This is a genomic window from Clostridium sp. DFI.1.208 (assembly GCF_024463855.1).
In the GTDB taxonomy this organism is placed as follows: domain Bacteria; phylum Bacillota_I; class Bacilli_A; order Erysipelotrichales; family Erysipelotrichaceae; genus Clostridium_AQ.
In genome coordinates this window covers 16,935-42,056 of the sequence record NZ_JANGCA010000012.1, presented here as the reverse complement: position 1 = coordinate 42,056, position 25,122 = coordinate 16,935, and the positions used below count along the sequence as shown (strand labels likewise).

Sequence of the window (25,122 nt, the reverse complement as noted above, 5' to 3'; positions counted from 1 at the left end):
TACTGTACACCGCTGAGATCCTATGCCATGCAGCGTATACTTTAGGGCATTCATCACACTGGCATGGATGCGTAGTAGCATACACTGCAGCCCTTTCTCATCCACGATAAAACCACATTTCTTTTGCTGTAATATTTCATACATGAAATATTTACACATACTATAATACGGAAGCCCTGGATGGTCAACAGCTGTACTTTGAAATCCATAATTCTATGCAATCATCCCATAATTCACATAAAGATGTAGGCGAAACCACCATGCCCTTTCTTTGCATTCACATACCGTAAAGTAGGGGGTGATACTATCGCAACAGGTACGTTACAAATCCATGCCACCTGTGGTCTGGGACTTTTCAATATACCGAATGCCATGCTCCGCATTACAATGAAGCACAACAGTGTTCTTGTCTATGAAGATTTCTTCATGACAGGGGAAGATGGAAAAACACCCGAAATCCCATTGTATGTGGACGAAACACAGACTGCCGGATATGAAATCGATATCCGTGCAAAGCACTTCCATGCCGTTCATATCGTCCTTCCCCTGTATCCGGGCGTACACAGCGAGCTTATCGTTTTCATGATACCCGAGCTGCATATGCACACGCAGCCGCAGCTTCCACCACCATACAAGCTGCATGAAAAAAACAAACCGGCGTTTTCCTTTGAAGCCTTCCTGTATTCTCTGCGCTATTTGAATCCTACCTTGCCGGCGGAGATGCTCCGTCAGCGCGCGGAGGAGATCTGGATACAGCTTTCAAGGGAGACAAGCCCGGCCTTTCTGCCGCCATGGCTCCTGCTTCATCAGCGCATTTACAAAATCGCTGCGGAGGTTTTCGAGAAGCATACGTCCTGTTCTGTGTCGGATGCTGCCTGTAGGACAGCCTCTTCCCCGACACTCGAGCAAGGACAGTGGCAGCGTTTTCTTCAGGCCTGTGTTCCCGTCTGTACAGCAGATGAACAGGACAGCGTGGAAGCTGCGCTATACAATCAGCTTCATATGGAAGTCACTTCAACAGACAGTGCCGCTGCCAAGGATAAAATCAACAGCAGGAAGCGCGCACTGCAGGCTCTTGTAAATGCTCTACCAAAGGAGCCTGTACAGCTGCTGCCATGGGATGCGTGGGAGCTGCTGCTGCAAGAGACAACCGGCAGCTATGAAATACTGAAGCTGTTTCTTGGAAAGTCGCTGCTGTATGCCTGGCTCTCCCAGAGCCAAAGCAGCCAGACAGCCGTTTCCAAAGCGGAATGGACACAGTGTTTGAAAAAAGAAGCAAAGAACCTGTATCACAGGCTGCAGGATACCGATATTCTGAAGCGTGAGCCCCCTGTCTTACGTGAACAGCTGAAGGAATCCGACGTAGAGGCACTGCTAAGAAAGGTATTGAAGGTCTATCACAAGACCCAAGACAATGCTTCCTTTACAGAAAATGTATGTGCATTTCAAAGGCTGCTCTCGCTTCCCATTGATGGTGTTCTGCATGATCGTGACTGCAGATTACTGCTTGAAATCAGTGAGGAGCTAAATATTCCTCCCATATAAGCATACCAATACAAAAAAGCCAGGCGCGCGAATCTAAGCGTTTACCTGACTTTTTACATATTGAACGCGATTGCTTTCTGTTGATTACAGCACAGAGGATACCAGACTCCATATCGGCGGTGCCAGAAAAACGGTGAGAATTCCGCATACACCAATGGCAAGCGAGCTCATCGCCCCCTCCACATGTCCCAGCTGCAAAGCCTTACTGGTTCCGATCGCATGGGCACTGCAGCCCAGTGCAATCCCCCGCGCAATCGGATGCTCGATGCGAAATATGCGGAAGACAAATTCCGCAACAACGGCACCGATGATTCCGGTGACCAGAATTGCGAGAACGGTAACTGCCTGAATACCGCCCAGTTCAGCACTCAGCTCCATGCCAATCGGCGTGGTGATGGATTTTGGCACCAGACTGGCAATGATTGCCGGCTCCATCCGTACAAGCCATGCACACAGCAGAGTGGATACCAGCCCGACAGCAATGCCGCAGAGAATGCCCACCATGATGGGAACAAAATAGTTTTTCAGGCTGTGCACCTGCTGATACAGCGGAACTGCCAGAACCACGGTGGCAGGGCCAAGGAACAAGGAAATGATATCACCGCCCAGCTGATACGTCTTGAGTTTGATTCCACTCAGAAGCAGCACTGCGATGACCATTATGATTGCGGTAAGCAGCGGATTGAGGAAAATCAGCTTCGTCTTCTTTTGTAGCAAGAGCCCTGCCTCAAAGGCCGCTAAGGAAAGCAGAATCCCGAACATCGGATTTTCCAGCAGCTCCCTCATGGCTTCGATTTCCTTTCCATCATATGCTGAATGATGCGCCCGCTGCAGCCCATCGTAATCATCGTCGTCACCAGACAGATGACCAGCATCCAGATCCATAAGCCCTCCATCGCAGAAAAGCTCGCCATCAGCGCCACCCCGGCAGGAAGAAAGAAAAACGGCAGATGCCCCAGCAGAAAATCGGAAACCGTCGCAATCTGCTTTAGCTCTACGATATGCAGCTGCAGCAGAACAAACAGCAGGATCATGCCCACCAGACTTCCGGGAAGCGGCAGGGACAGCGTCTTACTAATCAGCTCTCCGGCGTAATACAGTCCGAAGATCACAAGCACCTCACGAAAGATTTTCATGAGCGTTTCCCCTTTCGCTCCGGCTGATGTCCGCCTGCTTTTTTCGCATAGGGCTTTCTGTGCTGCTCTTTCTGCTTGCCGCCGGCAAAGCCATTTCCGGTATGCCCCTTGCGATACGGTATCAGACATTTTGGTGAATTTCCCACCAGATCCATACGGCCGGCTGTCTTTAATGCCTTGTAGACAAGATCATAATTTTGCGGATAGGTAAACTGCATCAATGCCCGCTGCATCGCTTTTTCCTCATAGGTTCTCGCAACATAAACCGGACGCATCGTCTTCGGATCCAGACCGGTATAATACATACAGGTTGCCGGTGTCCCCGGTGTCGGATAGAAATCCTGAACCTGCTTCGGTGTATACCGGATTTTTTTCAGATAGCAGGCCAGCTCGATTGCCGCCTGCAGATCACTGCCCGGATGGGAGCTCATAAGATAAGGAACAATAAACTGATTCTTGTTGAACTGCTCATTCTTCTGCTTGAATTTATCCACAAACTTCAGATACAGCTCTTTTCTCGGCTTTCCCATTTTATCCAGTACCGCTGCATTGATATGCTCGGGAGCCACCTTCAGCTGGCCGCTGATATGATGCTGGACAAGCTCATCGAAAAATTCATCATTTTTATCATACATCAGATAATCATAGCGAATACCGGAACGGATAAACACCTTTTTTACTCTTGGAAGTGTGCGCACTGCGCGAAGGATTTCCAGATAGCGGCTGTGATCCACCTTTAAATTTGCACAGCCCTTGGGAAACAGGCACTCCCGATTCTTACACGCACCGTATTCCCGCTGTTTATCGCAGGCTTCTCTTGAAAAATTGGCAGTCGGTCCTCCGACATCATGAATATATCCCTTGAAATTCGGCATTTCTGTAATACGCTTCGCTTCATCGACGATCGAATCCTTGCTTCTTGTTGAAATCACACGTCCCTGATGATGCGTGATGGCACAGAACGCGCAGGAGCCGAAGCAGCCGCGGTTGCTGACAATGGAAAACTGTACCTCCTCGATTGCAGGAATATATGTATAGCGCGGATGATAGGTGCGCTCATACGGCAGAGAATAGGTGAAATCCATTTCCTCCTGCGTCAGTGGCAGCGGAGGCTGATTCTGCACGACGTACCAGCCGTCATACGGCTCCACCAGCACACTGGCAGCGATGGCGTCAATATTTTCATGCTGTATGTGAAAGCTCTTTGCATATGTATGCTTATCGGCACACACCTCTTCATAGGAGGGCAGCAGCACATAATCGCTCAGATACTCCAAAGATTTGGTTTTCCAGCAGGTTCCCCGGATATAGCAGAGATCCTCCGCCCGCAGTCCGCTGTTTAATGCATCGGCAACCTCGATGATGGTGTTTTCTCCCATCCCATACATCAATAAATCAGCCTGCGAATCAATGAGGATGCTTCTGCGTACCTTATCATCCCAGTAATCATAATGAGAAAGACGTCGCAGACTTGCCTCAATACCGCCAATCAGCACCGGCTTATGCGGAAACAGACGCTTTACTATCTGCGTATAGACAATGGTCGGACGATCGGGACGCTTTCCCATAACGCCCTCATCACTGTAGGAATCCTTATCTCTTCTTCGTTTATTGACAGAATAATGATTCACCATGGAATCAATATTTCCGGCAGAAACAAGAAACCCCAGACGCGGCTCCCCGAATTGTGTAAATTCATCATCATTATGCCAGTCGGGCTGCGGCAAAACAGCACAGCTGTAGCCGTATGCCTGCAGTGTCCTAGTTATGATTGCACAGCCAAAGGATGGATGATCCACATAGGCATCCCCGCTCACATAAACAAAATCAACACTCTCAAATCCCTGCTCCAGCATTTCCTCTCTGGTCGTTGGTAAAAAAGCCATAGCAACACACACTCCTCACTTGCGCTATAATCTTACCATACTTTTCCCGCTTCTCCCATCGGATTTTACGTGTTTTTCCGATGTTTTTTAAGATAGCCCTTACACTTACCCGTTAGGTCCAAGAAAGAGCGTGGCAGTTCTTAGCGATGCGATAGCTTCTATTTTGACCCACAAGCTTCGCGAAAAAGATACAGCACAGTTTCCATACCGCTGTCATCCAATATTGAGAAGGACTAAAAAAGACGGTCGAGGAAACCGCCTTTCAGGAATAGAAGTCAGATGATGATATGTTTGGTTGTAAAGTTATAGAGGAAACAATTCAGCAGTACGTGAGAAAGGAACGCTCTGCAGTCTTGTTAGTTTTATCTAACTTCTTCCCCTATAGAATACACTATGTGTTAGCCTTTGTCAACTTTTATTTTTAAAAAAATACAGGATATGTCTTTTAAGTACATAAGCGCTGCATTTTATGGATGAAATGATATTTTCTGATATTAGAAAAACAGCCCTCAGCAGCATAAGAAAAGAAGGACCGGAAATCGTCCTTTATAAACAGAATAGCACGAGCATTCGTGAACGTAAATCATAGCAGTATAAACATACCGTGGAAAAGAAGAAGCATACGATAAGGTAAAGCCTTACCCGCCTTATCTTTCCTATTATAGCGGTGATTCACTTGTGTACGTTTGAGCATACCATACACGTTTCCTATACCGGACGGATTTTCGAAGACCATAGCCCCTGCCGTTTTCTCTGATGATCGCTATGACTATCTCTGTCCACAGCCTGTACAAGGAATCATGAACGATTTCCATATGCCGCTATGTCCCTTCCCATATGTATATAGCCGATATCTCCTGCATATGGCAGGAAGGCTTCAACAGGAAAACGACACATCGATCGTTTCAAAACACTCGAATTGCCCCTATTTTCGTATCCGTTTCCTATAAATAAACCACACACAGATGCCGATGGAAGCAAGGGAAAGGATGATGACAAAGGGATATCCATACCTCCAATGCAGCTCCGGCATTCCGATGAAATTCATGCCATACCAGCCGACGATCAGCGTCAACGGCAGAAAAATCACGGTAACGATTGTGAATATATACATCATGCGATTCAAGCGGATATCCACCTGCGCCTGATAGGACTCACGAACCTGTACACTGTAATCCCGCAGGATACGCGTGTGCTGTCCCAGTCGCTCCACTCTGTCAGAACAAATGCGAAGATGATGCAGATGCTCTCTGGCGAACAGATCATTTTCATCCTCCAGCAGCTCCTCGCATACATCGCTGAACTGCTCGTCATATTGCAGAAGGTAGCGAATCCTGTTTCGTATTCCGGTGATTCGCTGATTGAAATTCTGCAAATGATCATTCAGAACATCATTGTCCAGCTCCTCAATCAAATCCTCCAGCTGATCGTGCTCCTCCTTATGCTTCTTCAAGAGATATTCAAAAAGCAGCGAAAGAACATGCTCAGCACTGAGCTGTGCTGTTGGCAGCTGCTGAAGCAGGCGATAAAAATCCAGCAGCTGTTCGGTATTCTCACTGATTAGAATAACCTCCCTTTGCCGGCAATATATGCCGATACCTGCGGGGGACTGCTTTAGGACCTTTAGCGGATGCACAAAGCCAAAGCAGTAGCCGTAATAGCTGTCGAGCTTATGCAGCGTGCGGCTTTGCTCCATATGTTCCAACTCCAAAAGCGTTGCCGGTGAAAATCCGAAGGCTTCCACAAGCGGTTTCCATTCCTCCTGTTTGTATATGCCAAGCAAAAACTGACCTTCCTTTGCTTCCTGCGGGGAAGTCTCCTGCTTTCGGTAAAGATCATACAGCATATGCTCACTTCCTTTTGCTTATTGTACCACAGGTCTGTGTGGTTTTGAAAGAGAATCCCTGTGCGCCTCATTCCCCTTTTCCAAGAATACAGCGCAGTGCTTATACGAAATAACGTTCTGTTACAGCACCGAAATGACCGTGCATTCCCCATGCGGCAGCTTGCTCCTGTTATCAGCATTGGCAGCCCGTTTTTCTTTTGGCTCCCTTCCTTAAGCAGCAGCTCGTCAATCAAGTTCATCTATAGAAACACACAGGCTGCTTTCACTCTATCGCATAGCTTACTACAGAAAAACGGCGGCAGAAAGGCTTACGGCAATAAAAAAATTCATCAGACACCATTCATGCTGATGAATCACTAAGGATAATACCGCTTACGATGGCAGCAATTCCAATACCCTGTATCAGGGTGGATGGCTCCTGAAGAAAGAAAATTGACAGCACAAGCGCTACACAGGGATCAAGGTAGCTGCCGATGGCTGCTTGCGAGCTGGAAAGCTGGTGCAGTGATGTAAAATACAGTGCATAGGCAATTCCGGTGTGCACCACGGCAATACATACGATCCACAGCCATGAGTCTGCAGGAAGCTGCGATACCTGCTGGATACGTCCTTCCAGCAACAGATACACAAACAGAATCGCCGCAGAGCACAGCAGCTGCAAAAAGGTAAAGTACAAACCGTCGATATTATGAAGAAACCGGTTTGTAAGCAACACACCCGCATAGCACAGCGCAGCCGCAGCCGCAAACAAAATTCCCTTGAGCTGTACAGCGTCTCCTGTTACGCGCGTAATGCACAAAAGCCCACCCATCGTCAGCACGATTCCCAGTGCCGTGCGGCAGTGCACTGGCTCATGAAACAGGAAAACCGCGGCCAGAAGGGCAAGCACCGGCGCAGTATAATAAATCACAGTTGCGATGGAAATCGTAGTCGCAGCATAGGCTTCAAACAAAAAGACCCAGTTAAAGCCCAAAAAGGCGGCGGACAGCAGGACATACAACAGCTGTCTGCCACCGATTTTCTGGATCCGCTTCCTTTGCAGCAGAAGAAGACCGCCCAGAAAGACAGCACCGATCAGCGTACGCAGAAAGGCAAGCACATCACTTTCTGCATTTGCCTGACGGACAAACAGCCCCAGTGTACCAAACAGCAGCATGGCACACAGATAGGCAGCCATAGGACGTTTAGTCACGCATCATATCCTTCAGGGCGTGATACACGATATATTCAGCATAGGTATCCATGGCACAGTATTGCTCCAGCTGCTCGTAGATCACCTGTTTTTTGGCATCATCCGCCGTACAGTATTCTCTCCATTTTTCAACCGCATCCATGCCATAGGAAATCTCCAAATCCTGATAGCTGTAATCAGAGAAAACAGGGACCAGCTTCTTCAGGGAATACAGCCCTGCCATCTGTATATCGTAGACGTTACCCGTAGAAAACGGAAGGGACAGATCGACCATACGCTCCCACACAGCTCTAAGGCGCTCCTCATATTCCGGAAACTGCTGTGCCAGCTGTACGAGTCGAAGCTTTTCCGCACCCTCCATATTATAAACGAGAACCGTCCCCGTCTTAGGCAGATTGGCAAGCAGATGCTCAATGAACTCCTTGCGGCAGTCTTTCTCACCGATAAAGCCAACATGGCGCAGCCCCTGCTGCTCCTCGATATGCAGGCTGTATTGGAAAACAAGCACATCAAACGGCTTCATCCCTTCATATGGAGGGAATGCATAGGTTTCCCATTCAAAATCCAGATAGGATATCGGTGCCTGAATATGTGCCTTCTTCCAGCAGCGCAGCGCTCCCTTATCCACGTACAGCCCGTGATTGCGAGCTGCCATAATCTGTGCGTACTGATGCCGTGTTCCCTCGATTCGATCGATATCCGCATCCCGCAGGGTGGTGATTCCCTCCTCCTGCATATCGTATTTTTGGGCAGCCTGCACCAGATTTAAAATAGAATCATCCGCAAGCTCTTCCGGGAAGCAATCATCATAATACATACACTTGCCACCGCGGGTACAGACATGACTTCGCTTCACAGGAATATCGTCCATAGCCTCACAGGCATGCAGCTTTTCCAGTATGCTGTCCAGATCGATTTCCTGCTTTGCCAGCAACTCCCGAATCGTTTTGTGTGCCTTGTTTTTACCGTTGTATAAATATTCATCAATGATCAGCAGCTGCCTGACATCCAGCTCTTTTCCTCGAACATACGCCGCATTCAGATGAATGGCATATATCTCATCAATCGAAACGTCCAGCTTTTCCAGCACCGCCAGATACTGTGCGATACGGACAGCCTCATGCTCCTTGGGATAACAGCTGCGATAGGTGAAATATAGAATACGCCTGCCATCCTCCTGCATCAGAAACGGTACATTGATTCTTAAATCTTCATAAACAAAGCGGGCATGGATAAGCACTTTTTTCTCACGCAGTGCCTGCAATGCCAGCTCACCGCTGTCATTCGCCTGCCCGATAAACGCTTCCTCTTCACGAATCATCAGCAGCTGTTTCACCAGCTCACTCATGCTTTCATTATAATTTACAAAGGGAACGAATTCCTTTTTTTTGCGCCGTGACAGCCAGAATGCTCTGGGACAGCGCTCATATTTCTTTATATCTGTAAGATGCAGCATCGCGTATCAACTCACTCTCCAGGTAAAATTATACCAGATGTAAGAGAAATTAGGAATATAAAGAGAGCATATCTTTTGCAATCGCATGAATTTCCTGCTTCAGGTCCTGCGGACTGACAAGCCGGCACTGATTTCCCAGCGACAACAGGAAATTACGCGCACTGATTCTTCCCTCCATCATGGTGGTCAGATACAGTGTCTGCTCATCCACCCATTCCAGCACCGGGGAAATACCGGGCTTTTTTTCACTGATTAGGCGCGCACTTTCCCCATAGACATACAGCTTCAGCTCGATGATTTCATCACGGATCAGTCCGGTCTTCCCGATGTAATCGCGGATGTGAAAGGCCGCATCCCGCACAAACGGACGTCTGGTCAGGCGTACATTTCGCATACGCTCCTCACTGAATTTGAAGTTTCGATAATCTCTGGCCTTCAGCGAATATGCAAGACAATAATAGCTGCCCTTTACATTGATGATTTCATAGGGCTGAATTACGATGGTTTCAAATTCAGAAGCATGCAGACTTTTATACTGCAGCTCCACCGCAAACAGGGCATCCCTTCCCTGCTCACAGATGCGGATCATCGAAATCATCGCACTGGTTACATCCGCGCTTTCTTCCACGTACACGCCGCTTTCACGCACCTGCAGCGTGGTAGTTGCCAGAAATTTATCGATTGCCCTGCAAAATGCGGGATAAGGCAGAAAGTCACGGTGACTTTCCAGATAGCGTCTGGATTCCTGAAGGGAGCGCAGCTCCTCCTCATACAGCCCCGCCACCGGAAGAAGCGTTCCGGATTTCAGCTGATAACCGCCGTATTTTCCGGTTGTCCCCTCAATCACATAGCCCGCTTCCTCTAACTCCTTGCGGTATTCCAGAATATTTCTGACATTGGTATCCAGCTCCTGTGCCAGCTCCTCACGCGTCATAAACCCGCGGGAACGCAAAAGCTGAAGCATACGGATACAGGCAGCACATCGTTTCATAATTCCTCCCGTCTATGCTCGTGCAGGTAGCGGATAATCGAGCGGACAGTACCGGGACGGGTAAGGTCCGAACTTCTCCTTGACCTCTTCCTCCTTTGGCACGATTCCCAGAAATGCCAGCGGAAATATCATCTCTCCCACACAGCGATCCAGTGCAAAGCCCAGTGCTTCCTCAACCTGCACGGCCCCTGCCTTGATCAGCAGCATCATAATTTTTTCATTTCTTGTGAAAACAGCATGAATCAGAATCGGATATCCATTGAATATCCAGTTTGGATCCGCTCCCATGCGAAGTACGCGACGCAGACCTCTGACATCCTCATTCCATACAGCATTCAACATCATTGTTGCCAGTTTTCTATCACTCATCATAAGGCACATCCTTTCTTGATGTCTTTATGATATGCCCTATTGTTACATTATACATGTAACAATCCAATTTATCTATAAAAATATGGGAACACAGCAATCACATCAGCATAGCGGATGATCCTATACGCTGTCCTATACAGCCTGTATTGCACACAAAAAAAGGAAGCAGATCTTTTTGACGACAAGTGAGCTTGCCTATCCTATGATTGATAGCGTTCCTACGCGAGCTCGCAAAAAAAGCAGATTCACAAGGAACCTGCCTTTCTCCATAAGCTGTTTAGTCTTCCATACCGTTTTTGGCATCATTCGGTGTATTGACATTGCTGTTCTGCTCATTTGCATTATTCGTAGTCCCCGGATTGGAGGGCTCACTCACACCATTTGTTCCATTTGTTCCATTTGTTCCGGTTGTGCCCGTACCAGCATAGGTATAATTTGGGAATGCCGTGACAACATCATTCCAGTCCGCATTGGTATCATACAGGAATAGGAAATCACCGTTTACCTTGGCACCGTATTCCTGTTCCTTATTATTGATGCTGACCTTCACCTTACCGTTATCCTTTGCTTCCTTCAGAACCTTTTTCATATTGTCATCATCGGATTTTACACGATACAAATACCCAGTGCTGCCATTGTAATCAAAGCTTCTGCCCTCATAAGCCGCAAAGTCAATATCAGTAATCGCCTTGGAATTTTCATATTTCAGACCTTTATCCTTGAAATAATTCATGACATTATCAATGCTGTCTTCCGTCTTATTCTTTGCGTCCTTTACGCTTTTTTCCGCAGCTTCCTTGGTTTCATTGGTTTTTGTATTTGCATCCTTCTTGTCATTCATACTGCAGCCGCCCATCAGTGCCGCCAAAAGCGCGATGCATGCTGCTTTCTGTAGTAGTTTATTCATATTCCAGCCTCCTGTCATAGGTAGTATGTCTCATCCTTACGGTTTTATACCTCATAGGTTTTCAGAAGCAGCACCGCATCATACAGGTCATACGTTTGTTCACGCTCGCATGCCCGAAGCAAGGTGTCCAGCAGCTGCTCCAGACTTTTTTCCCCGGCTTCGTATGCCGTTATAGCACGTTGCAGCAGATTGACTGTACGCTGTGTCCAGTCCATATTCTGTACTACATGCTGCAGCATACGCGAAACATCCGAAGCACTGTGCACTCTTCTTCCGATATCCTCGCATACATGGTAAAAATCAAGACTTTGAATCTCACAGCTGCTGTGCATAAGCGTATTCCAGACCTCATACAGACGGGTACTGTCGAGTAAAAACAACAGCCAGTATCGCTTCCACTCCCCTTGCGCATCCTGCAGCGATTTCGCTAATAGATTCCTGCATTTGATTGCAGATATGTTTTTATCCTTCACCTCCAGCATGATATCCAGATCCAACCCTTCCCGTTCGCGGATAAACGCCAGAAATGTATCAGCATCAATGTGCATTGCATGAGCACCCTTACGCTTTTTCACATCCTGCTGACAGAAATGTATTTTCATGATGCCATCCTCTTTTTTCCATGTGTTGGATACAAGCGTGAGCCATTCCAGCTGTGTACGCTCTATTGCCGGAGGAAGTATGGCGTGATGCAGATTATCAAATACCACCGGGATGGATAGCTGCGCTGATAAATATAACACATCCTCTATTGTATAGTAGCGATCGTCATTTTCTATTATGAGATGCTTTTGAATGATGGGATCCAAACGCTTGTATACGCTAGCAAAGCGCTGCATCGCCTCCTGCTTATCGCCATAGATGCCACCGACATGCAATACCATTTTATGTGTCGCATCCAATCCCATCGCTTCCAGAATGGACGCATGATACCATAGCTCATCGATACTGCGCTCTACGACATCCTCACGCGGTGAATTGATCACACAATACTGCCCCGGATGCAGGGATACACGCATCCCGTGTTTTCGCACATAGTCCCCCAGGCTTTGAAACTGTGCAGCAAATTCCTGTAGCCAGGGAACGGTATTGACCGGACTGGAGCCAAAGGGAATCAGGTCAGAGGACAGCCGATACATACGGATGCTGTGTCCTGCATTATATTCCAGCAGCTTTTGCATCGTTGTCAGATTTGCACGGATAATACTGCGCAGCCGGCTCTCAGTCGCAAATTTTTGTATGCAGGTTTCAAAATGAAATCGCGGGTCAAGACATATACAGGCATATCCGATTTTCATATACACAACTCCTTTTCTCTTTCCTTAGCTTGTGCATATGCAGAAGAATTATGAGCAAACGCTGAAAAACAGGATGCTCCATGGCGAACGTTACGAAAAAGCCGGCAGCATGCAATCACTGCACCACATCATTTTTTCTTGTCAATTTCCCTGATAGCCGTTATGATAAAGACGATAAAGGAGGATGGAAATTCATGAAGAAAAAGTATATGTTTTTCGATATTGACGGTACGCTGACGGATAATGCGACGAAAGAAATCGTTCCCAGTGCCCAAAAGACACTGGACAGTCTGCAGGAGGCCGGGCATTTTGTCGCAATCGCCACAGGAAGAGCTCACTATAAAGCAAGGGGCTTTATGGAGGCTGTAGGTTTGCATAACATGGTATGCTGTGGAGGGAACGCTCTGGTGATCAATGATGAGCTGGTCATAAATACACCGCTGGACCGGCAGAAAGCAATCGCAGTTTATAAGGAGGCGCGCAATCTGGGCTATGGTGCACTGGTGATGCTGGATGATTCCATTGATGTGTACGATGTGGATGATCGTTTCCTGCGGCAGTGCGGAGAGCGGAAGGAACCAACCAATTACATATTTAATGCAGACTTTGATATTGATCAGGTAAAGGATATTTATAAGCTTTACATATCTATTCCCAAAGAGGAGGAGCACCGACTTACGAAAAAAGATACGCTGGGGAATCTTCGCTTTGTCGAGGCGTATCTGATGTTTCAGCATGACCGCAAGAAGCAAGGCATTCTCGATATGATGGAGCGTCTTGGCGGCTCCGTGGAGGATGTTGTCGTATTTGGGGATGATTATAATGATCTGGTTATGTTTGATGATGCATGGTTCAGTATCGCTATGGGCAATGCCTGTGATGCGCTGAAGAAAAAGGCGGATTACGTTACCGAGCGCAATGTGGATGACGGAATCTATAAGGCATGCTTGAAATTCGGATGGATTGCATAGGACTTCGATGTATCAAACAGCATTCCAAAAAGGCGTTTCATTTGAAATCACGAAGCGCCTTTTTTCTTTTGCTTTATCGATTGCCTGTGTGCTTGCTTTTTATGCCCCTTTCTTTTCCTGCTGTGAAATAGTCTTTTTCTTTTGTTTTCATCGTGGTGAAAGCTTCTTGCTTGCAATGATTCAGCTGCAGTCCAAAAGAAGCAGATGCCTTATGGAAATGCACCAATGATCAGTTTTGTCCTCCCCATAGGACGATATGAAAGTACGTCATGGCTTACTTAAGCAATTCATTTTGATGCTATCCTATATGTATGGAAATGCTGCACTGTGCCTATTTGTGTTCAGCACATTTCCTGTTATTCCAGCTTTGTCAGTACCTCCAGCATGGTATGTACGGCTTGTTCAAATGCCGCGATTTCCCTGTCACTCAGCTTCTGCAGCATCTGTTCGTATAACGCTGTGGTATCCAGCGCATTTTCCTTTAGAAAGCAGGAGCCCTGTGTGGTGATCCCTATGTAGATGCTGCGACGGTCTCCGGGATTTTCGCTTCGCTCCACAAGACCATAGCGATGCAGACTGTCAATCATGTGGGTAGCCTGCTGCTTGCTGAGACGCATTGCCTTCGCAAGCTCTCCCATTTTCATTTGTCCGCAGTTTTTCAGCGTCATCAGACAGAAATAAGTCTCATAGCTGATCTGTCTTGATTTTTGTTGCCGCCGGATGCTGCGCTCTACTTTATAGTGCCAGTGCGGCAGCAGACGAATCAGTTCCTGCATGGAAGCTGTGTGGTTCATGGTGATATCCTCCTTCGTTTGGTATTGACATATTTTCAAAAACGGATACAATACAATTAGTACATAATTATGTACTATTCATTTATATTTACTATATGCACATCATAACGGAAACTTTGTAAAAAAGCAAGAAAAGGTGAAAAAAGGAGTGATATCATGCGCAAAATCAGTATATCCTTTGCTAAAGAAGCGCTCTACAATGCTTTTCGATTTGTTATCAATGTCGGCTTTATCTTTTTGTTTCAAATGATTTTTCATGCAGAAAATACGCTGACTGCGGTTGCACTGGGGGTAGGCTTCACCATGCTTCCCAACAGTGAGCTGCATATACGCCCCGGCGCTATGTGCTGCATTGTTCTGCTGCTGTATATCGGTGGGGGAATCGCTGCGCAGAGTGCATTGCTGCACCCCGCGCTCGCTTTCCTCATCAATTTCTGGTTTCTCGTATTGCTGCTGGTGCTCATCAGTGAGCCAATGGAAATGAAGGCAAATATCTCTTTTCTGCTCTGCTTTGTATTTTCACAATCCACCTATGTTCCATGGACGCAGTTTCCTGCACGTTTGGCATGCGTGAGCTTTGGTGCGCTGCTGATCTGCGGCTGCATCGTCCTAAACTGGAAACGAAAGGGCATTGGCAGAAACGGCTGTACCCTGAAAGAACAGTTTCAGCGCAGTAAGGTGCATCGCAGCTATATTCTTCGGATGTCGCTGGGAATATCGATTGCCATGCTCATTGCCTCCATCTTCCAGCTATCCAAGCCGTTATGGATCAGCATTGTCGTGATGTCCCTGACACAGCTGGAGTTTTCCGAAACGCTGGAAAGAATACGGCATCGCTTCATCGGTACACTGGCCGGAATCGTGCTGTTCTTCGTTTTCTTCCAGCTGCTGATTCCCCAGCAGTATGCGATGCTGGTCATCATGCTTTTGGGTTATATCGGCTTCTTTCTACCCGAATACAAATACAAGCAGGTGATCAACGCCATTTCAGCCTTGAATGCATCCCTTGTCATTCTGGACACCAAAACGGCCATCGAAAACCGGTTGTTCTGCCTTGTATTGGGTATCGTTATCGTGATCGTGATCTACATGCTCGCACATATAGCACGCAAGGTCCATCGAATACAGCGCTGGAGCGTGCATACCGCCATGGCAGATGATCATCCAAAAAGCAAGGAAACTGCAGCACTGTTTTAAATCAGCACCTGTACGTGCGGTGAACGAATTCACCGACACCATCCGGTGCTTTTTTCAATTAAAAAAATGGAATTGACGAGAGCATTTTCAGTATGAAAAGCTATGGTGCAGAACTACCATATGCAGGCAAAGGTGAACTCAGAGTATTTGTAATCCGAAAGTATAAAGCATATACCACCGCAAAAAAGCCACAAGACAACAGAGCTTGGCGCGTATAAGGAGGAGACATTTCCTATGCAGCGATGGATGCATCGTGCCTGAAATTTGCACCGGATGCTCAGGCTGGATACAATAAGCGATCATCCCGCTCGCCTGCATGCCCTTGCTGCCTCCTTGCAGAACTTTGATTATTCCTGTTTTTTTACAGACGCAGCACCAGCGATTGCTTCTGTGCTCTGTTCTCCAACCGCAGCAAGGCAGGAGGTGTCTCATATCAAGTACTGTTATGTAGCTGCAGCAAATAGAAAAAACGGTACCTGCAGAGCATGTAGAACACTGTGTGCTCACACGCTTCTTTTACAGGTACCGTAGGTTCCTTTGCATCGCTGCTACTTGTTTCTGCATGCTTTTCTTTAGTGCATATGGCACTGCTTGGTATCGACGGCAGATTTCATAAGACGATATGCTGCATACAGCAAACCGGCCGCAAGCAGAATACCTCCTGCACTGATTACGATATCGATGGTACTCAACATATCCATCACCTTCCTTACACCTATATTCTAACAGCGGTCAGGTTAATGTGCCGTTAGCAGGCAGGAGGTATTGTTAAGATGATGCAAATACCTTTAATCGTTGATTGTATAGCCATCCAGCTCCAGATTGACCTTTAACACATTGACGCGTTCCTCACCCAGAAATCCGAGGGTTTTGCCTGTGGTGTATTTATCGATAATCCTGCGAACACTTTGTTGTGATATCTTACGTACACGGGCGATTCGCTCTACCTGAAAATAGGCAGCCTGCGGACTGATTTCCGGATCGACACCGCTGCCGGATGCCGTCACCAGATCCTCTGGTATATCCTTTCCCTTGGTTTGGGGATCAAATGCATTCCACCATGCCACAGAATCAGCAACCGCCTGCTGCTGCTCATCGGATACTGCACTGCGGTTTGTCGGTGCACCGCTGTTCGGACGTCCGATCAGATACTCCGGCTTTGTCCAGGACTGTCCGATCAGGGCTGATCCCACATTCTGTGTTTTGCCATTTCTTGTCACCGTAAGCTGACTGCCCTTGGCCTGTTCGGGAAACAGCAGCGATGCCGAGACAGTCATAACCAGCGGATAGATCAATCCGCAAATCAGCGTCATTGATAAAATACAGAGCAATGCCGCAATCCATGTCTTTTTTCCTTTTTTCATCATTCTACCTCCTAAGCAATGCCACACATGGTAAGTGCCATATCGATCAGCTTGATGACGATAAATGGAAGGATGATTCCCCCGACGCCATATATCATCAGATTGTGCCGCAGCTGTTTATCCGCTGGAAGCTCCCGATATTTCACACCGCGCAGGGATAAGGGAATCAAAGCTATGATAATAACGGCATTGTAGATGACCGCGGATAGAATGGCCGTGGTCGCGCTTGTCAGATGCATGATATTCAGCGCTGCCAGATTGGGAAAGATTCCCATAAACAGCACCGGTATGATGGCGAAATACTTCGCTACATCGTTGGCAATGGAAAATGTGGTCAGTGCCCCGCGCGTCATCAGCAGCTGCTTTCCGATACGAACAACCTCAATCAGCTTGGTCGGACTGGAGTCCAGATCCACCATATTGCCTGCTTCCTTTGCTGCCTGTGTACCAGAATTCATTGCCACAGCGACATCTGCCTGTGCAAGCGCCGGTGCATCATTTGTTCCATCTCCGGTCATTGCAACCAAATGCCCCTTTCTTTGGTATTCCCGAATCAGCTCCAGCTTGGTTTCCGGGGTTGCCTCAGCGACAAAATCATCCACGCCTGCTTCCGCTGCGATGGCTGCGGCGGTCATCGGATTATCCCCGGTTATCATAATCGTTTTGATTCCGCTTTTGCGCAGCGCTTCAAAATTTTCCTGTATGCCGTCCTTTACGATATCCTTCAGATAAATAACACCGAGCACCCTATGGTTTTTAGCGACAACCAATGGTGTTCCTCCCTGCTCGGCAATGGCTTGAACAGCTGCTTCACACTCCTTCGGATATGTGTTTCCACCAGCCTCCACGTATCTTCTGATAGCATCTGCGGCACCCTTGCGAATTTCCATACCGCCGGCAATATCGATGCCGGACATACGGGTTCTTGCGGAGAATTCGATAAATGTAGCATGCAGCTGCTGCATGGGATGCTCACGGATATGAAACTTCTTTTTTGCGAGTACGACGATACTTCTTCCCTCGGCGGTTTCATCCGCCAAGGAGGACAGCTGAGCTGCTTCCGCAAGCTCCTGCTCCTGCACCCCCGATACGCTTTGAAAGGCAACTGCCTGCCGGTTCCCCAGCGTTATCGTTCCCGTTTTATCCAGCAGCAGAACATCCACATCCCCGGCTGCTTCAATGGCACGTCCGCTCATTGCCAGTACATTTGCCTGATTCAGTCTGGACATGCCGGCAATTCCGATACTGGACATAAGGGCGCCGATCGTTGTCGGAGCAAGACACACCAGCAGGGCAACCACATTGCTCAGGGATACTGCCGCCCCCTGTCCCACCATATCTCTCACATACCGGGAAATCGGAAGCAGCGTTGCACAAACTATCAGAAAGATGATGGTCAAAGTGATCAACAGAATCTGTAAAGCAATTTCGTTGGGCGTCTTTTTTCGTGCCGCTCCCTCAACCATGGCAATCATCTTATCCAGAAAGGACGCACCGCTTGCGGCCGTAACCCGCAGTACGATCCAGTCACTCACAACGGTGGTACCTCCGGTCACCGCACTGCGATCGCCTCCGGATTCCCGTATTACCGGCGCACTTTCTCCGGTAATCGCCGATTCATCGACAGAAGCGATTCCCTCTATCACTTCCCCATCCATCGGGATAATTTCTCCTGTTTTTACATAGCAGATATCACCCACCTGCAAATCAGAGGAGGATACATCGGTATATGCTTCTTTCTCTGCAATGCTTGAAAGCTTATGTGCAAGTACCTGTTTCCTTGATTTTTTCAAGCTCTCTGCCTGTGCCCGTCCTCTGCCCTCTGCGATTGCCTCCGCAAAATTGGCAAATAGCACGGTAAACCATAAAATCAGCGCAATGACGAATACATACCAGGAGGGCTCGTCCTGCATCCCCCCTATACCAGCGACAAACAATATTGTCGTAAAGATTGCCCCGATATAAACGATAAACATAACCGGATTATGCACCTGCACATTGGGTGCCAGCTTTTTTAATGCCTGCAGTATGGAATCCTTGTATACTGCCTGCTTATTTACCTGCTTCATAGCATATCACCTGCCCTTTCAACCGAGTACATGCAGCTGCGTAAAGAATTCCGCAAGCGGCCCAAGCGCCAACACCGGCAAAAATGTCAGTGCTCCGACAATCAGCACGATCACAATCAGAAATCCGACAAACAGCGGGGATGTTGTCGCAAGCGTTCCCGAGCCGGCCGGTACGTATTTTTTACTGGCCAGACTCTGTGCCAGATAGATAACCGCAACCATGGGAAGAAAGCGTACCAGCAGCATCACCGTACCGCCCATCACATTGGTGAGCACCGTGTTAGCCTGAAAACCGGCAAAGGCACTTCCGTTGTTCCCCGCCATGGAGGTGTAGGCATACAGAATTTCTGAGAAACCGTGACTTCCGGTGTTGCTCAGCCATCCGCCGTCAGCCTGCAGCTGCTGTGCAGCCGGGAAAAGGGTGGTGATTGCGGTTGCCAGCAGCAGACACAGCGGCGGTACCAGAAGGATGATGCAGACCATCTTCATATCAAAGGCATTGATCTTTTTGCCGATGTACTCCGGTGTGCGTCCGACCATCAGCCCGGCCATAAACACCGTCAGCAGGGCAAAGGCCAGCATGCCATACAAGCCGCAGCCCACGCCGCCAAAAACGACCTCACCCAGCTGCATGAGAAACATGGTGATCATCCCGCCAAGGGGAGTCAGAGAATCATGCATTGCATTTACCGAGCCATTGCTTGCGGCAGTTGTTGCCGCAGCCCACAAGGAGCTACCACCGACACCGAAGCGGGTTTCCTTCCCCTCCATGCTTCCGCCAAGAGATGCTACGCTATCCCAGGATGGAGCACCGAAGATTTCCGCACAGCTCAGACCCACCAATGCAGCAACAAAGATCACCGTCATAACGATAAGAATCGTCTTTCCCTGTCGGGTATCCTTAACCGCTTTTCCAAAGGTAAAGCACAGAGCAGCCGGTATCAGCAGTAAGCAGAGCGCTTCAATAAAATTGGACAGCGGGGTTGCATTCTCATACGGGAATGCTGCGTTGACACCGAAGAAGCCGCCGCCATTGGTGCCCAACTGCTTGATGGCAATCTGACTGGCCGCAGGTCCCAGCGGCAACACGCCCTGTGTACCTTCCAGTGTTGTATAGGATGCATACGGATCCAGTGTCTGTACAACACCCTGACTGACCAGAAGCAGGCATACCACGACAGACAGCGGCAGCAGAATATACAATGTAATCTTTACAAGATCACTCCAGAAGTTCCCGAGATTTTTCGTTTCCCTGCGCACAAAGCCTCTGCATAGGACAAACAAAACAGCGATTCCGGTAGCCGCAGATACAAAGTTCTGTACGGTAAGTCCTGCCATCTGCGTCAGATAGGACAGTGTGACTTCCCCGGTATATGCTTGCCAGTTTGTATTGGATACAAAGCTTGCGGCTGTGTTGTAGGCGAGATGCAGACTGGTGTTTTCCAGCTGCTCTGGATTCAGCGGCAGCCATGCCTGCACCAGATGCAGCCCCATGACGATCAGAAATCCGAAAAAGGAAAACCACAAAACGCTGGATGCATATTTTTTCGCATGCATCTGTTGCTCTTCATCGACTCCCATCACACGGTACAGCAACTGCTCCAACGGTGCAAAAACCCGCATGAGAGCTACTTGCTCCCCGTTATAAATCTTGTAGATATAACAGCCAAGCGGATATCCGATGGCAAGCAGTGCCACGACATAAACGACATCCTGCAAAATCCATGCGCTGTTCATATGGATTCACCCTTAAACAGCATGTAAAACAAATATGCTAACAGGACAATGGCAACGCCATAAAACAATATAACGATCATTTCCATATCCAAACCCTTCCTTTCTTAACGAGTTCCATTATAGCGAATCCCGTATAAAGCAGGTGTGAAGAACAGGGAGCAAATGTTAAGAAGCTGTAAGGATTTCTGATGAAAGCGATTGCGCCTGACGATTCGCTCAAATGGAAGGAAGAAGGTATCGTGAGAGGGGATGCAATCGAAAAAATATTGAAAAAAAAGAGGGAATGCTGCGGTAAACCACGGCAGTCCCCTCTTCATGATATGGATGCTGTTTATCCCTATCCTCACGCTTGAAAATACGGTTTTTAAAATCTCTTTATGCAATTTCGCGCAAGCTGCATACTCCTGTTTGGTTGCTATACAGCTTTAGCTTTGCGCAGTCCTTTGTATCCGTCATCAGTTTGCATCCTTTATAGCGCAATACGATTGTTTGTGCGAAGCTTTGTCATAGCCCCAGTTATATGGATATTGCACACGACGTATGTTTGCATGAAGGTTTACAGCGCGCTGGTATGGTTTAGCAATATGCCTATGCAATGAAAAAACCGGTTTGTACCGGTCATTCATCGACAAAGCGATATCCTACGCCTACCTCTGTCAGTATATAGCGGGGATGTGAGCTGTCCTTTTCTATTTTTCTGCGGATATTCGCCATAAAAACGCGCAGGGACTGTGAATCCTCACAGGAGCTGTACCCCCAGATATTACGGATGATAAAGCTGTGGGTCAGCACCTTGCCTGCATGCTCGATCAGCAATACCAGAAGCTTAAACTCGATTGGCGTCAGATGCACCTCTTTGTCTTCCACATAGACCTTGTATTTTTCAAAATCCACCCGCAGACCATCCAGCACAAACACCTTTTCCTTAACAACGCGCGGTGTTTTCTTGCGCAGTGCTACGCGTACTCTGGCAAGCAGCTCATTGATATGAAACGGCTTGGTGACATAATCATCCGCCCCCAGATCCAGTGCCTCCACCTTTTCCCTTTCCTGCCCTCTGGCAGATACTACCAGAATCGGCACCTCGCTTTGGGAACGAATCTGACGCAGCACCTCACTGCCGTCGATATCCGGCAGTCCCAGATCCAAGAGAATCAAATCCGGATTATCGCTCATGAATAATGAAATTCCCTCAATGCCGTTTCGTGCCTCTATCACCTTATATCCGTTCTTATCCAAGGACAGACTCAGAAATCGAATAATGCTGGCATCATCCTCAATCAGCAATATTTTATCATGCATGGTATTCCTTCCTTTCTGCGGCCAGCTTCAGCTGAAAGCCGAACACTGCGCCCTGCACATCCAACCGGTTATAGGCAAAGATTTCCCCGTGATGTGCCTCTACTATGCTTTTGCATATGGTTAAGCCAAGACCCACGCCGCGTCTGGAATCGCTGCGTTCACTTTTGGTGGTCACAAAGCTTTCAAACAAATGCTCGCGGATGGATTCATCAATGCCTTCTCCCTGATCAATGACCTCAAACACCGCCCAGTCGTGATTCTTATAGCAGCGAATATCGATACTTGTCGCATCCGGTGTATGCTTAATGGCGTTATCAATCATATTGACAAGCACCTGTATGATCAGCCGTCCATCCATTTCCACAAGCAAAACCTCATCCGGCAGCGTCACCCTCAGCGTATGCTCCCGCTTTCTGCTTTCACATCGTGATACGGCTTCACAGATGATATCATCCACGACCTCCTCATTCTGTTTCAGCAGCAGCTTCCCATCCTGAATCCTTGTCATATTCAATAAGTTCTCTACCAGCTGATTGAGCCACAAGGCATCACTGCTGATGGACTTTACCAGATGGTAGATGGTATCATCGTCCAGATCCTGATAATTTTCGCAGATCAGCGTGCTGCTTCCCGCAATCCCAGTCAGAGGGGTACGAAGATCATGAGAGATACTGCGCAGAAGATTGTTGCGCAGCTTTTCCTTTTCTATTTCGATTCTGCTTTGCTCCTGCTCCGCATACAGCAGCTCCCGTTCCACCGCCATTACCATCTGTGAAATCAGTGTATGGACAAACAGACGCTGTTCTTCCCGCAGGGAGGTTTCCTCATACAGCGCATACACACCCAGCAGCTGATTGTTGCAGTGCATGGGATGATAGGTCCAGGGCTGCGCTTCATAATAGGAGGTTCCCCCACCACAGTCACAATCCTTTTCCATACACCACGCCGCCATACCGTCATCCGGCGCAGCGATGGTATCCACTGGCTCCTGTATCTTCTTTAGTGCCTCTTTATCTTTATAATAGACAATACAGATGGTCTGCTGGGCAGTATACAGTGAGCGAATCGTGTGCTGTAAAATCGTATCTACACCGGACAAAGTCAGATAGGCTCTCGTAATTTCATATAAGGCAGTGGTTTGACGGGCACTGCTTCTGGCCTTATGGGCATGCTGCTGCAGCTTGTTGACCAGAGAGCCGGTCACAAAGGAAACAATCAGAAACACGATAATCGTGATAATATAATTGAAATCATCAATTTGCAACGAAAATGTCGGATTGGTAAACAGATAATTAAAGGTAAGAATACTCAGAAGGCTGGAGGTGATGCCCCACAGAAAGCTTCTGGTTTCCACAACGATCAGCAATACTCCGATCAAATAAATCAGCATGATGTTTTCCGTACGGATTTCTATATCATCAAAGACAGAGGATACCAGTGTGCAGAGAAACAGAATCACAGCAGTGATGCATAGATTTTTCCATATATGACTGTTTTTCATCAGACCCCTCATTTCCTTACCAATTATAGCAGATTTCATGTGGTTTTCCTACGCCTTACACAGCTGCGGATATCTTTACCAGCCTTGCTGCCGCAAGCAGTACAACTTAGATTTCCAGCCTGACAGGAGTCCAGCACATGCACATTCGCCGCACTCCTCTCAATCACAAAGCCCTGAAGGCTGTCCGACAGATGCTGAAAGGCACTTTTCAGTTTATCTATCACCACGACAGCATAGCCTGCCTTACTCAATGCTGCCAGACAGGCTCCAAATCTTCCAAAGCCCGCAACCAGCACCTTCTGATTTCTGAAATGATTTCTTATAAACATCAGGAACACCTCTTGCCTTAGCCTCTCTTATCTCCTATATACTAGCAGGTTGCATATAAAGACAGTGTAAGCAATCCAAAGCCGGTGTTAAGAATGTGTGAAGACTGCATAAAGAGTGCCGGCGTTTCCATTAAGGATATAAAGATTTTGCAGCTTTTTTGTTAAGAAGCTATGCAGAGAGCAAGACATAAAGCTATTATGGGAAATCGGAACGATTATTCATAATTGCGCAGATTTGCTCCATTATAGAAAGTCGGCACGATTTCCTATACGAATGGACAGACAGCAGTCCCCTCGAATCGATTGCTTTTTGGATGCACGCAGAGAAATCCTATAACGTTCAGGAGACTCAGGCTTTCTATTGACTATTTCGTACGATATGCTACGATGAAGACTAGAAACGGGGTGATCGTGTGAAAGAGAAGCCGCTGACAATCGGAGAAATCGCAGAGCTTTGTGCAATCAGCACCAAAACACTGCGCCATTATGATAAAATCGGATTGCTGAAGCCGATGCAGCTTCATCCGGAAAACGGGTACCGCCTGTATTCCAGAAAGCAGATTGCTCAGCTGCACGTCATAAAAGGATTGCAGGAGCTAGGATGCTCACTAAAGGAGCTGAAGGAGCTTTTGCAGATCGATCAGCAGCATGTCGCATTTGACCAGCTGAAGCAGCAGCTCGCTGTTCAGGAAACACGGCTCTATGAGGAGCAGAGGCTTCTGCAAAAGCGTCTGGATACCATACACCGTATACAAAAGGAGCTGCCAGAGCTGCAGCCTGCAGAGCTTACAATTCGTAGGTTTCCATCACGGCAGCTGCGCTTCGCCTCAACCTCTCCACTGTCAGAAGCTGCATTTACCGATGGATTTCTGCAGCTGGAGCAGCAGATTGCACAGGAACAGACACAGGATGGATCCATGTTTCCCTCCCTGCTGCTCTCTACAAAGGCACAGATGACAACCGTATCCTTCTGCACACAGTGTACACTGCGCTCCCCCTGTGATTATCTTCTTCCTGCGGGAGATTATGCCTGCTTCACCGTCAAAGGCTCCTATGCCAATCTTGGCTTCCAGCTGCAATGCTTACGACAGGAGCTTACAAACAGATGTCTGCAAACACAGGAGGATGTCTTTATCATCTATTATATAAATGAGGCAGTTACCAACAGTGAAGAGAATTACATCAGCGAATATCAATTTAAAATCTGCTCCTGAGCACTTGACCTTTCC

General features: G+C 47.7%; 22 protein-coding genes. 4 read left to right on the top strand and 18 right to left on the bottom strand.

Annotated elements, in window-relative coordinates; genetic code table 11:
* The first annotated feature begins 426 nt into the window (after positions 1-426).
* Positions 427-1,545 (top strand): hypothetical protein, encoded by a 1,119-nt coding sequence (locus NE665_RS08285; protein WP_233104573.1) that lies wholly within the window; start codon positions 427-429, stop codon positions 1,543-1,545.
* 84 nt (positions 1,546-1,629) lie between these two features.
* Here NE665_RS08285 and NE665_RS08280 read toward each other — a convergent pair whose 3' ends face one another.
* The 10 genes from NE665_RS08280 to uvsE all read right to left on the bottom strand — a co-directional run bounded on the left by NE665_RS08280 (position 1,630) and on the right by uvsE (position 12,629).
* The gene (locus NE665_RS08280) at positions 1,630-2,331 is read right to left on the bottom strand and encodes an LrgB family protein (protein WP_117442684.1); all 702 of its coding nucleotides are present in this window, start codon (positions 2,329-2,331) and stop codon (positions 1,630-1,632) included.
* Positions 2,328-2,681, bottom strand: coding sequence for a CidA/LrgA family protein (locus tag NE665_RS08275; RefSeq protein ID WP_117442683.1), 354 nt, complete (start codon positions 2,679-2,681; stop codon positions 2,328-2,330). Before NE665_RS08275 ends, NE665_RS08280 begins: the two co-directional genes overlap by 4 nt.
* On the bottom strand, positions 2,678-4,567 hold the full coding sequence (locus NE665_RS08270) for a YgiQ family radical SAM protein (RefSeq protein WP_117442682.1): 1,890 nt from the start codon (positions 4,565-4,567) through the stop codon (positions 2,678-2,680). The genes NE665_RS08275 and NE665_RS08270 overlap by 4 nt, the downstream gene beginning before the upstream one ends.
* 925 nt (positions 4,568-5,492) lie before the next feature.
* Positions 5,493-6,413 (bottom strand): CorA family divalent cation transporter, encoded by a 921-nt coding sequence (locus NE665_RS08265; RefSeq protein WP_117442681.1) that lies wholly within the window; start codon positions 6,411-6,413, stop codon positions 5,493-5,495.
* A 340-nt stretch (positions 6,414-6,753) separates the two neighbouring features.
* Positions 6,754-7,605: an EamA family transporter gene (locus NE665_RS08260; RefSeq protein ID WP_117442680.1), complete on the bottom strand. Its 852-nt coding sequence runs from the start codon at positions 7,603-7,605 to the stop codon at positions 6,754-6,756.
* A complete protein-coding gene (locus tag NE665_RS08255; protein WP_117442679.1) occupies positions 7,598-9,061 on the bottom strand; it encodes a DUF2779 domain-containing protein in 1,464 nt (487 codons plus the stop codon). Before NE665_RS08255 ends, NE665_RS08260 begins: the two co-directional genes overlap by 8 nt.
* A gap of 49 nt (positions 9,062-9,110) precedes the next feature.
* Positions 9,111-10,052, bottom strand: a complete 942-nt coding sequence (locus tag NE665_RS08250) for a transcriptional regulator (protein WP_117442678.1) — start codon at positions 10,050-10,052, stop codon at positions 9,111-9,113.
* A gap of 12 nt (positions 10,053-10,064) precedes the next feature.
* Positions 10,065-10,421, bottom strand: coding sequence for an ankyrin repeat domain-containing protein (locus NE665_RS08245; protein ID WP_233104575.1), 357 nt, complete (start codon positions 10,419-10,421; stop codon positions 10,065-10,067).
* 280 nt (positions 10,422-10,701) lie between these two features.
* Complete coding sequence (locus tag NE665_RS08240; protein ID WP_117442676.1) at positions 10,702-11,331, bottom strand: hypothetical protein; 630 nt, start codon at positions 11,329-11,331, stop codon at positions 10,702-10,704.
* 44 nt (positions 11,332-11,375) lie between these two features.
* The gene (gene uvsE / locus NE665_RS08235) at positions 11,376-12,629 is read right to left on the bottom strand and encodes a UV DNA damage repair endonuclease UvsE (RefSeq protein ID WP_117442675.1); all 1,254 of its coding nucleotides are present in this window, start codon (positions 12,627-12,629) and stop codon (positions 11,376-11,378) included.
* Between the two features lie 194 nt (positions 12,630-12,823).
* Here uvsE and NE665_RS08230 point away from each other — a divergent pair, with 194 nt between their 5' ends.
* Positions 12,824-13,600: an HAD family hydrolase gene (locus NE665_RS08230; RefSeq protein ID WP_117442674.1), complete on the top strand. Its 777-nt coding sequence runs from the start codon at positions 12,824-12,826 to the stop codon at positions 13,598-13,600.
* Positions 13,601-13,956: 356 nt separating this feature from the next.
* On the opposite strand, the gene NE665_RS08225 is transcribed toward NE665_RS08230, so the two are convergent.
* On the bottom strand, positions 13,957-14,394 hold the full coding sequence (locus NE665_RS08225) for a MarR family transcriptional regulator (protein ID WP_178759980.1): 438 nt from the start codon (positions 14,392-14,394) through the stop codon (positions 13,957-13,959).
* A gap of 156 nt (positions 14,395-14,550) precedes the next feature.
* Between NE665_RS08225 and NE665_RS08220 the strand changes: the two genes are divergently transcribed.
* Positions 14,551-15,591: an FUSC family protein gene (locus NE665_RS08220; RefSeq protein ID WP_117442672.1), complete on the top strand. Its 1,041-nt coding sequence runs from the start codon at positions 14,551-14,553 to the stop codon at positions 15,589-15,591.
* A 572-nt stretch (positions 15,592-16,163) separates the two neighbouring features.
* On the opposite strand, the gene NE665_RS08215 is transcribed toward NE665_RS08220, so the two are convergent.
* The 7 genes from NE665_RS08215 to NE665_RS08185 form a co-directional block, all read right to left on the bottom strand.
* The gene (locus tag NE665_RS08215; RefSeq protein ID WP_009587526.1) at positions 16,164-16,286 is read right to left on the bottom strand and encodes a hypothetical protein; all 123 of its coding nucleotides are present in this window, start codon (positions 16,284-16,286) and stop codon (positions 16,164-16,166) included.
* Between the two features lie 93 nt (positions 16,287-16,379).
* On the bottom strand, positions 16,380-16,955 hold the full coding sequence (locus NE665_RS08210) for a potassium-transporting ATPase subunit C (protein ID WP_117442670.1): 576 nt from the start codon (positions 16,953-16,955) through the stop codon (positions 16,380-16,382).
* A gap of 11 nt (positions 16,956-16,966) precedes the next feature.
* Positions 16,967-19,024 carry a potassium-transporting ATPase subunit KdpB gene (kdpB, locus tag NE665_RS08205; RefSeq protein WP_117442669.1) on the bottom strand — a complete coding sequence of 686 codons (2,058 nt, stop codon included), beginning with the start codon at positions 19,022-19,024 and terminating at the stop codon, positions 16,967-16,969.
* Positions 19,025-19,042: 18 nt separating this feature from the next.
* Positions 19,043-20,761, bottom strand: a complete 1,719-nt coding sequence (gene kdpA, locus NE665_RS08200) for a potassium-transporting ATPase subunit KdpA (protein WP_117442668.1) — start codon at positions 20,759-20,761, stop codon at positions 19,043-19,045.
* Positions 20,762-21,379: 618 nt separating this feature from the next.
* Positions 21,380-22,063, bottom strand: a complete 684-nt coding sequence (locus tag NE665_RS08195) for a response regulator transcription factor (RefSeq protein WP_117442667.1) — start codon at positions 22,061-22,063, stop codon at positions 21,380-21,382.
* The gene (locus NE665_RS08190; protein ID WP_233104576.1) at positions 22,056-23,564 is read right to left on the bottom strand and encodes a DUF4118 domain-containing protein; all 1,509 of its coding nucleotides are present in this window, start codon (positions 23,562-23,564) and stop codon (positions 22,056-22,058) included. Before NE665_RS08190 ends, NE665_RS08195 begins: the two co-directional genes overlap by 8 nt.
* 35 nt (positions 23,565-23,599) lie before the next feature.
* Positions 23,600-23,893, bottom strand: coding sequence for an NAD-binding protein (locus tag NE665_RS08185; RefSeq protein WP_117442665.1), 294 nt, complete (start codon positions 23,891-23,893; stop codon positions 23,600-23,602).
* Between the two features lie 413 nt (positions 23,894-24,306).
* Here NE665_RS08185 and NE665_RS08180 point away from each other — a divergent pair, with 413 nt between their 5' ends.
* Positions 24,307-25,107: a MerR family transcriptional regulator gene (locus NE665_RS08180; protein WP_117442664.1), complete on the top strand. Its 801-nt coding sequence runs from the start codon at positions 24,307-24,309 to the stop codon at positions 25,105-25,107.
* Positions 25,108-25,122 lie beyond the last annotated feature (15 nt).

Excerpts from the sequence above, each read along its gene's own strand:
- NE665_RS08285 (WP_233104573.1), top strand. The coding sequence starts at position 427 with ATGACAGGGGAAGATGGAAAAACACCCGAAATCCCATTGTATGTGGAC.
- NE665_RS08280 (WP_117442684.1), bottom strand. The coding sequence starts at position 2,331 with ATGAGGGAGCTGCTGGAAAATCCGATGTTCGGGATTCTGCTTTCCTTA.
- NE665_RS08275 (WP_117442683.1), bottom strand. The coding sequence starts at position 2,681 with ATGAAAATCTTTCGTGAGGTGCTTGTGATCTTCGGACTGTATTACGCC.
- NE665_RS08270 (WP_117442682.1), bottom strand. The coding sequence starts at position 4,567 with ATGGCTTTTTTACCAACGACCAGAGAGGAAATGCTGGAGCAGGGATTT.
- NE665_RS08265 (WP_117442681.1), bottom strand. The coding sequence starts at position 6,413 with ATGCTGTATGATCTTTACCGAAAGCAGGAGACTTCCCCGCAGGAAGCA.
- NE665_RS08255 (WP_117442679.1), bottom strand. The coding sequence starts at position 9,061 with ATGCTGCATCTTACAGATATAAAGAAATATGAGCGCTGTCCCAGAGCA.
- NE665_RS08250 (WP_117442678.1), bottom strand. The coding sequence starts at position 10,052 with ATGAAACGATGTGCTGCCTGTATCCGTATGCTTCAGCTTTTGCGTTCC.
- NE665_RS08245 (WP_233104575.1), bottom strand. The coding sequence starts at position 10,421 with ATGAGTGATAGAAAACTGGCAACAATGATGTTGAATGCTGTATGGAAT.
- NE665_RS08240 (WP_117442676.1), bottom strand. The coding sequence starts at position 11,331 with ATGAATAAACTACTACAGAAAGCAGCATGCATCGCGCTTTTGGCGGCA.
- uvsE (WP_117442675.1), bottom strand. The coding sequence starts at position 12,629 with ATGAAAATCGGATATGCCTGTATATGTCTTGACCCGCGATTTCATTTT.
- NE665_RS08230 (WP_117442674.1), top strand. The coding sequence starts at position 12,824 with ATGAAGAAAAAGTATATGTTTTTCGATATTGACGGTACGCTGACGGAT.
- NE665_RS08225 (WP_178759980.1), bottom strand. The coding sequence starts at position 14,394 with ATGAACCACACAGCTTCCATGCAGGAACTGATTCGTCTGCTGCCGCAC.
- NE665_RS08220 (WP_117442672.1), top strand. The coding sequence starts at position 14,551 with ATGCGCAAAATCAGTATATCCTTTGCTAAAGAAGCGCTCTACAATGCT.
- NE665_RS08215 (WP_009587526.1), bottom strand. The coding sequence starts at position 16,286 with ATGTTGAGTACCATCGATATCGTAATCAGTGCAGGAGGTATTCTGCTT.
- NE665_RS08210 (WP_117442670.1), bottom strand. The coding sequence starts at position 16,955 with ATGAAAAAAGGAAAAAAGACATGGATTGCGGCATTGCTCTGTATTTTA.
- kdpB (WP_117442669.1), bottom strand. The coding sequence starts at position 19,024 with ATGAAGCAGGTAAATAAGCAGGCAGTATACAAGGATTCCATACTGCAG.
- kdpA (WP_117442668.1), bottom strand. The coding sequence starts at position 20,761 with ATGAACAGCGCATGGATTTTGCAGGATGTCGTTTATGTCGTGGCACTG.
- NE665_RS08195 (WP_117442667.1), bottom strand. The coding sequence starts at position 22,063 with ATGCATGATAAAATATTGCTGATTGAGGATGATGCCAGCATTATTCGA.
- NE665_RS08190 (WP_233104576.1), bottom strand. The coding sequence starts at position 23,564 with ATGAAAAACAGTCATATATGGAAAAATCTATGCATCACTGCTGTGATT.
- NE665_RS08185 (WP_117442665.1), bottom strand. The coding sequence starts at position 23,893 with ATGTTTATAAGAAATCATTTCAGAAATCAGAAGGTGCTGGTTGCGGGC.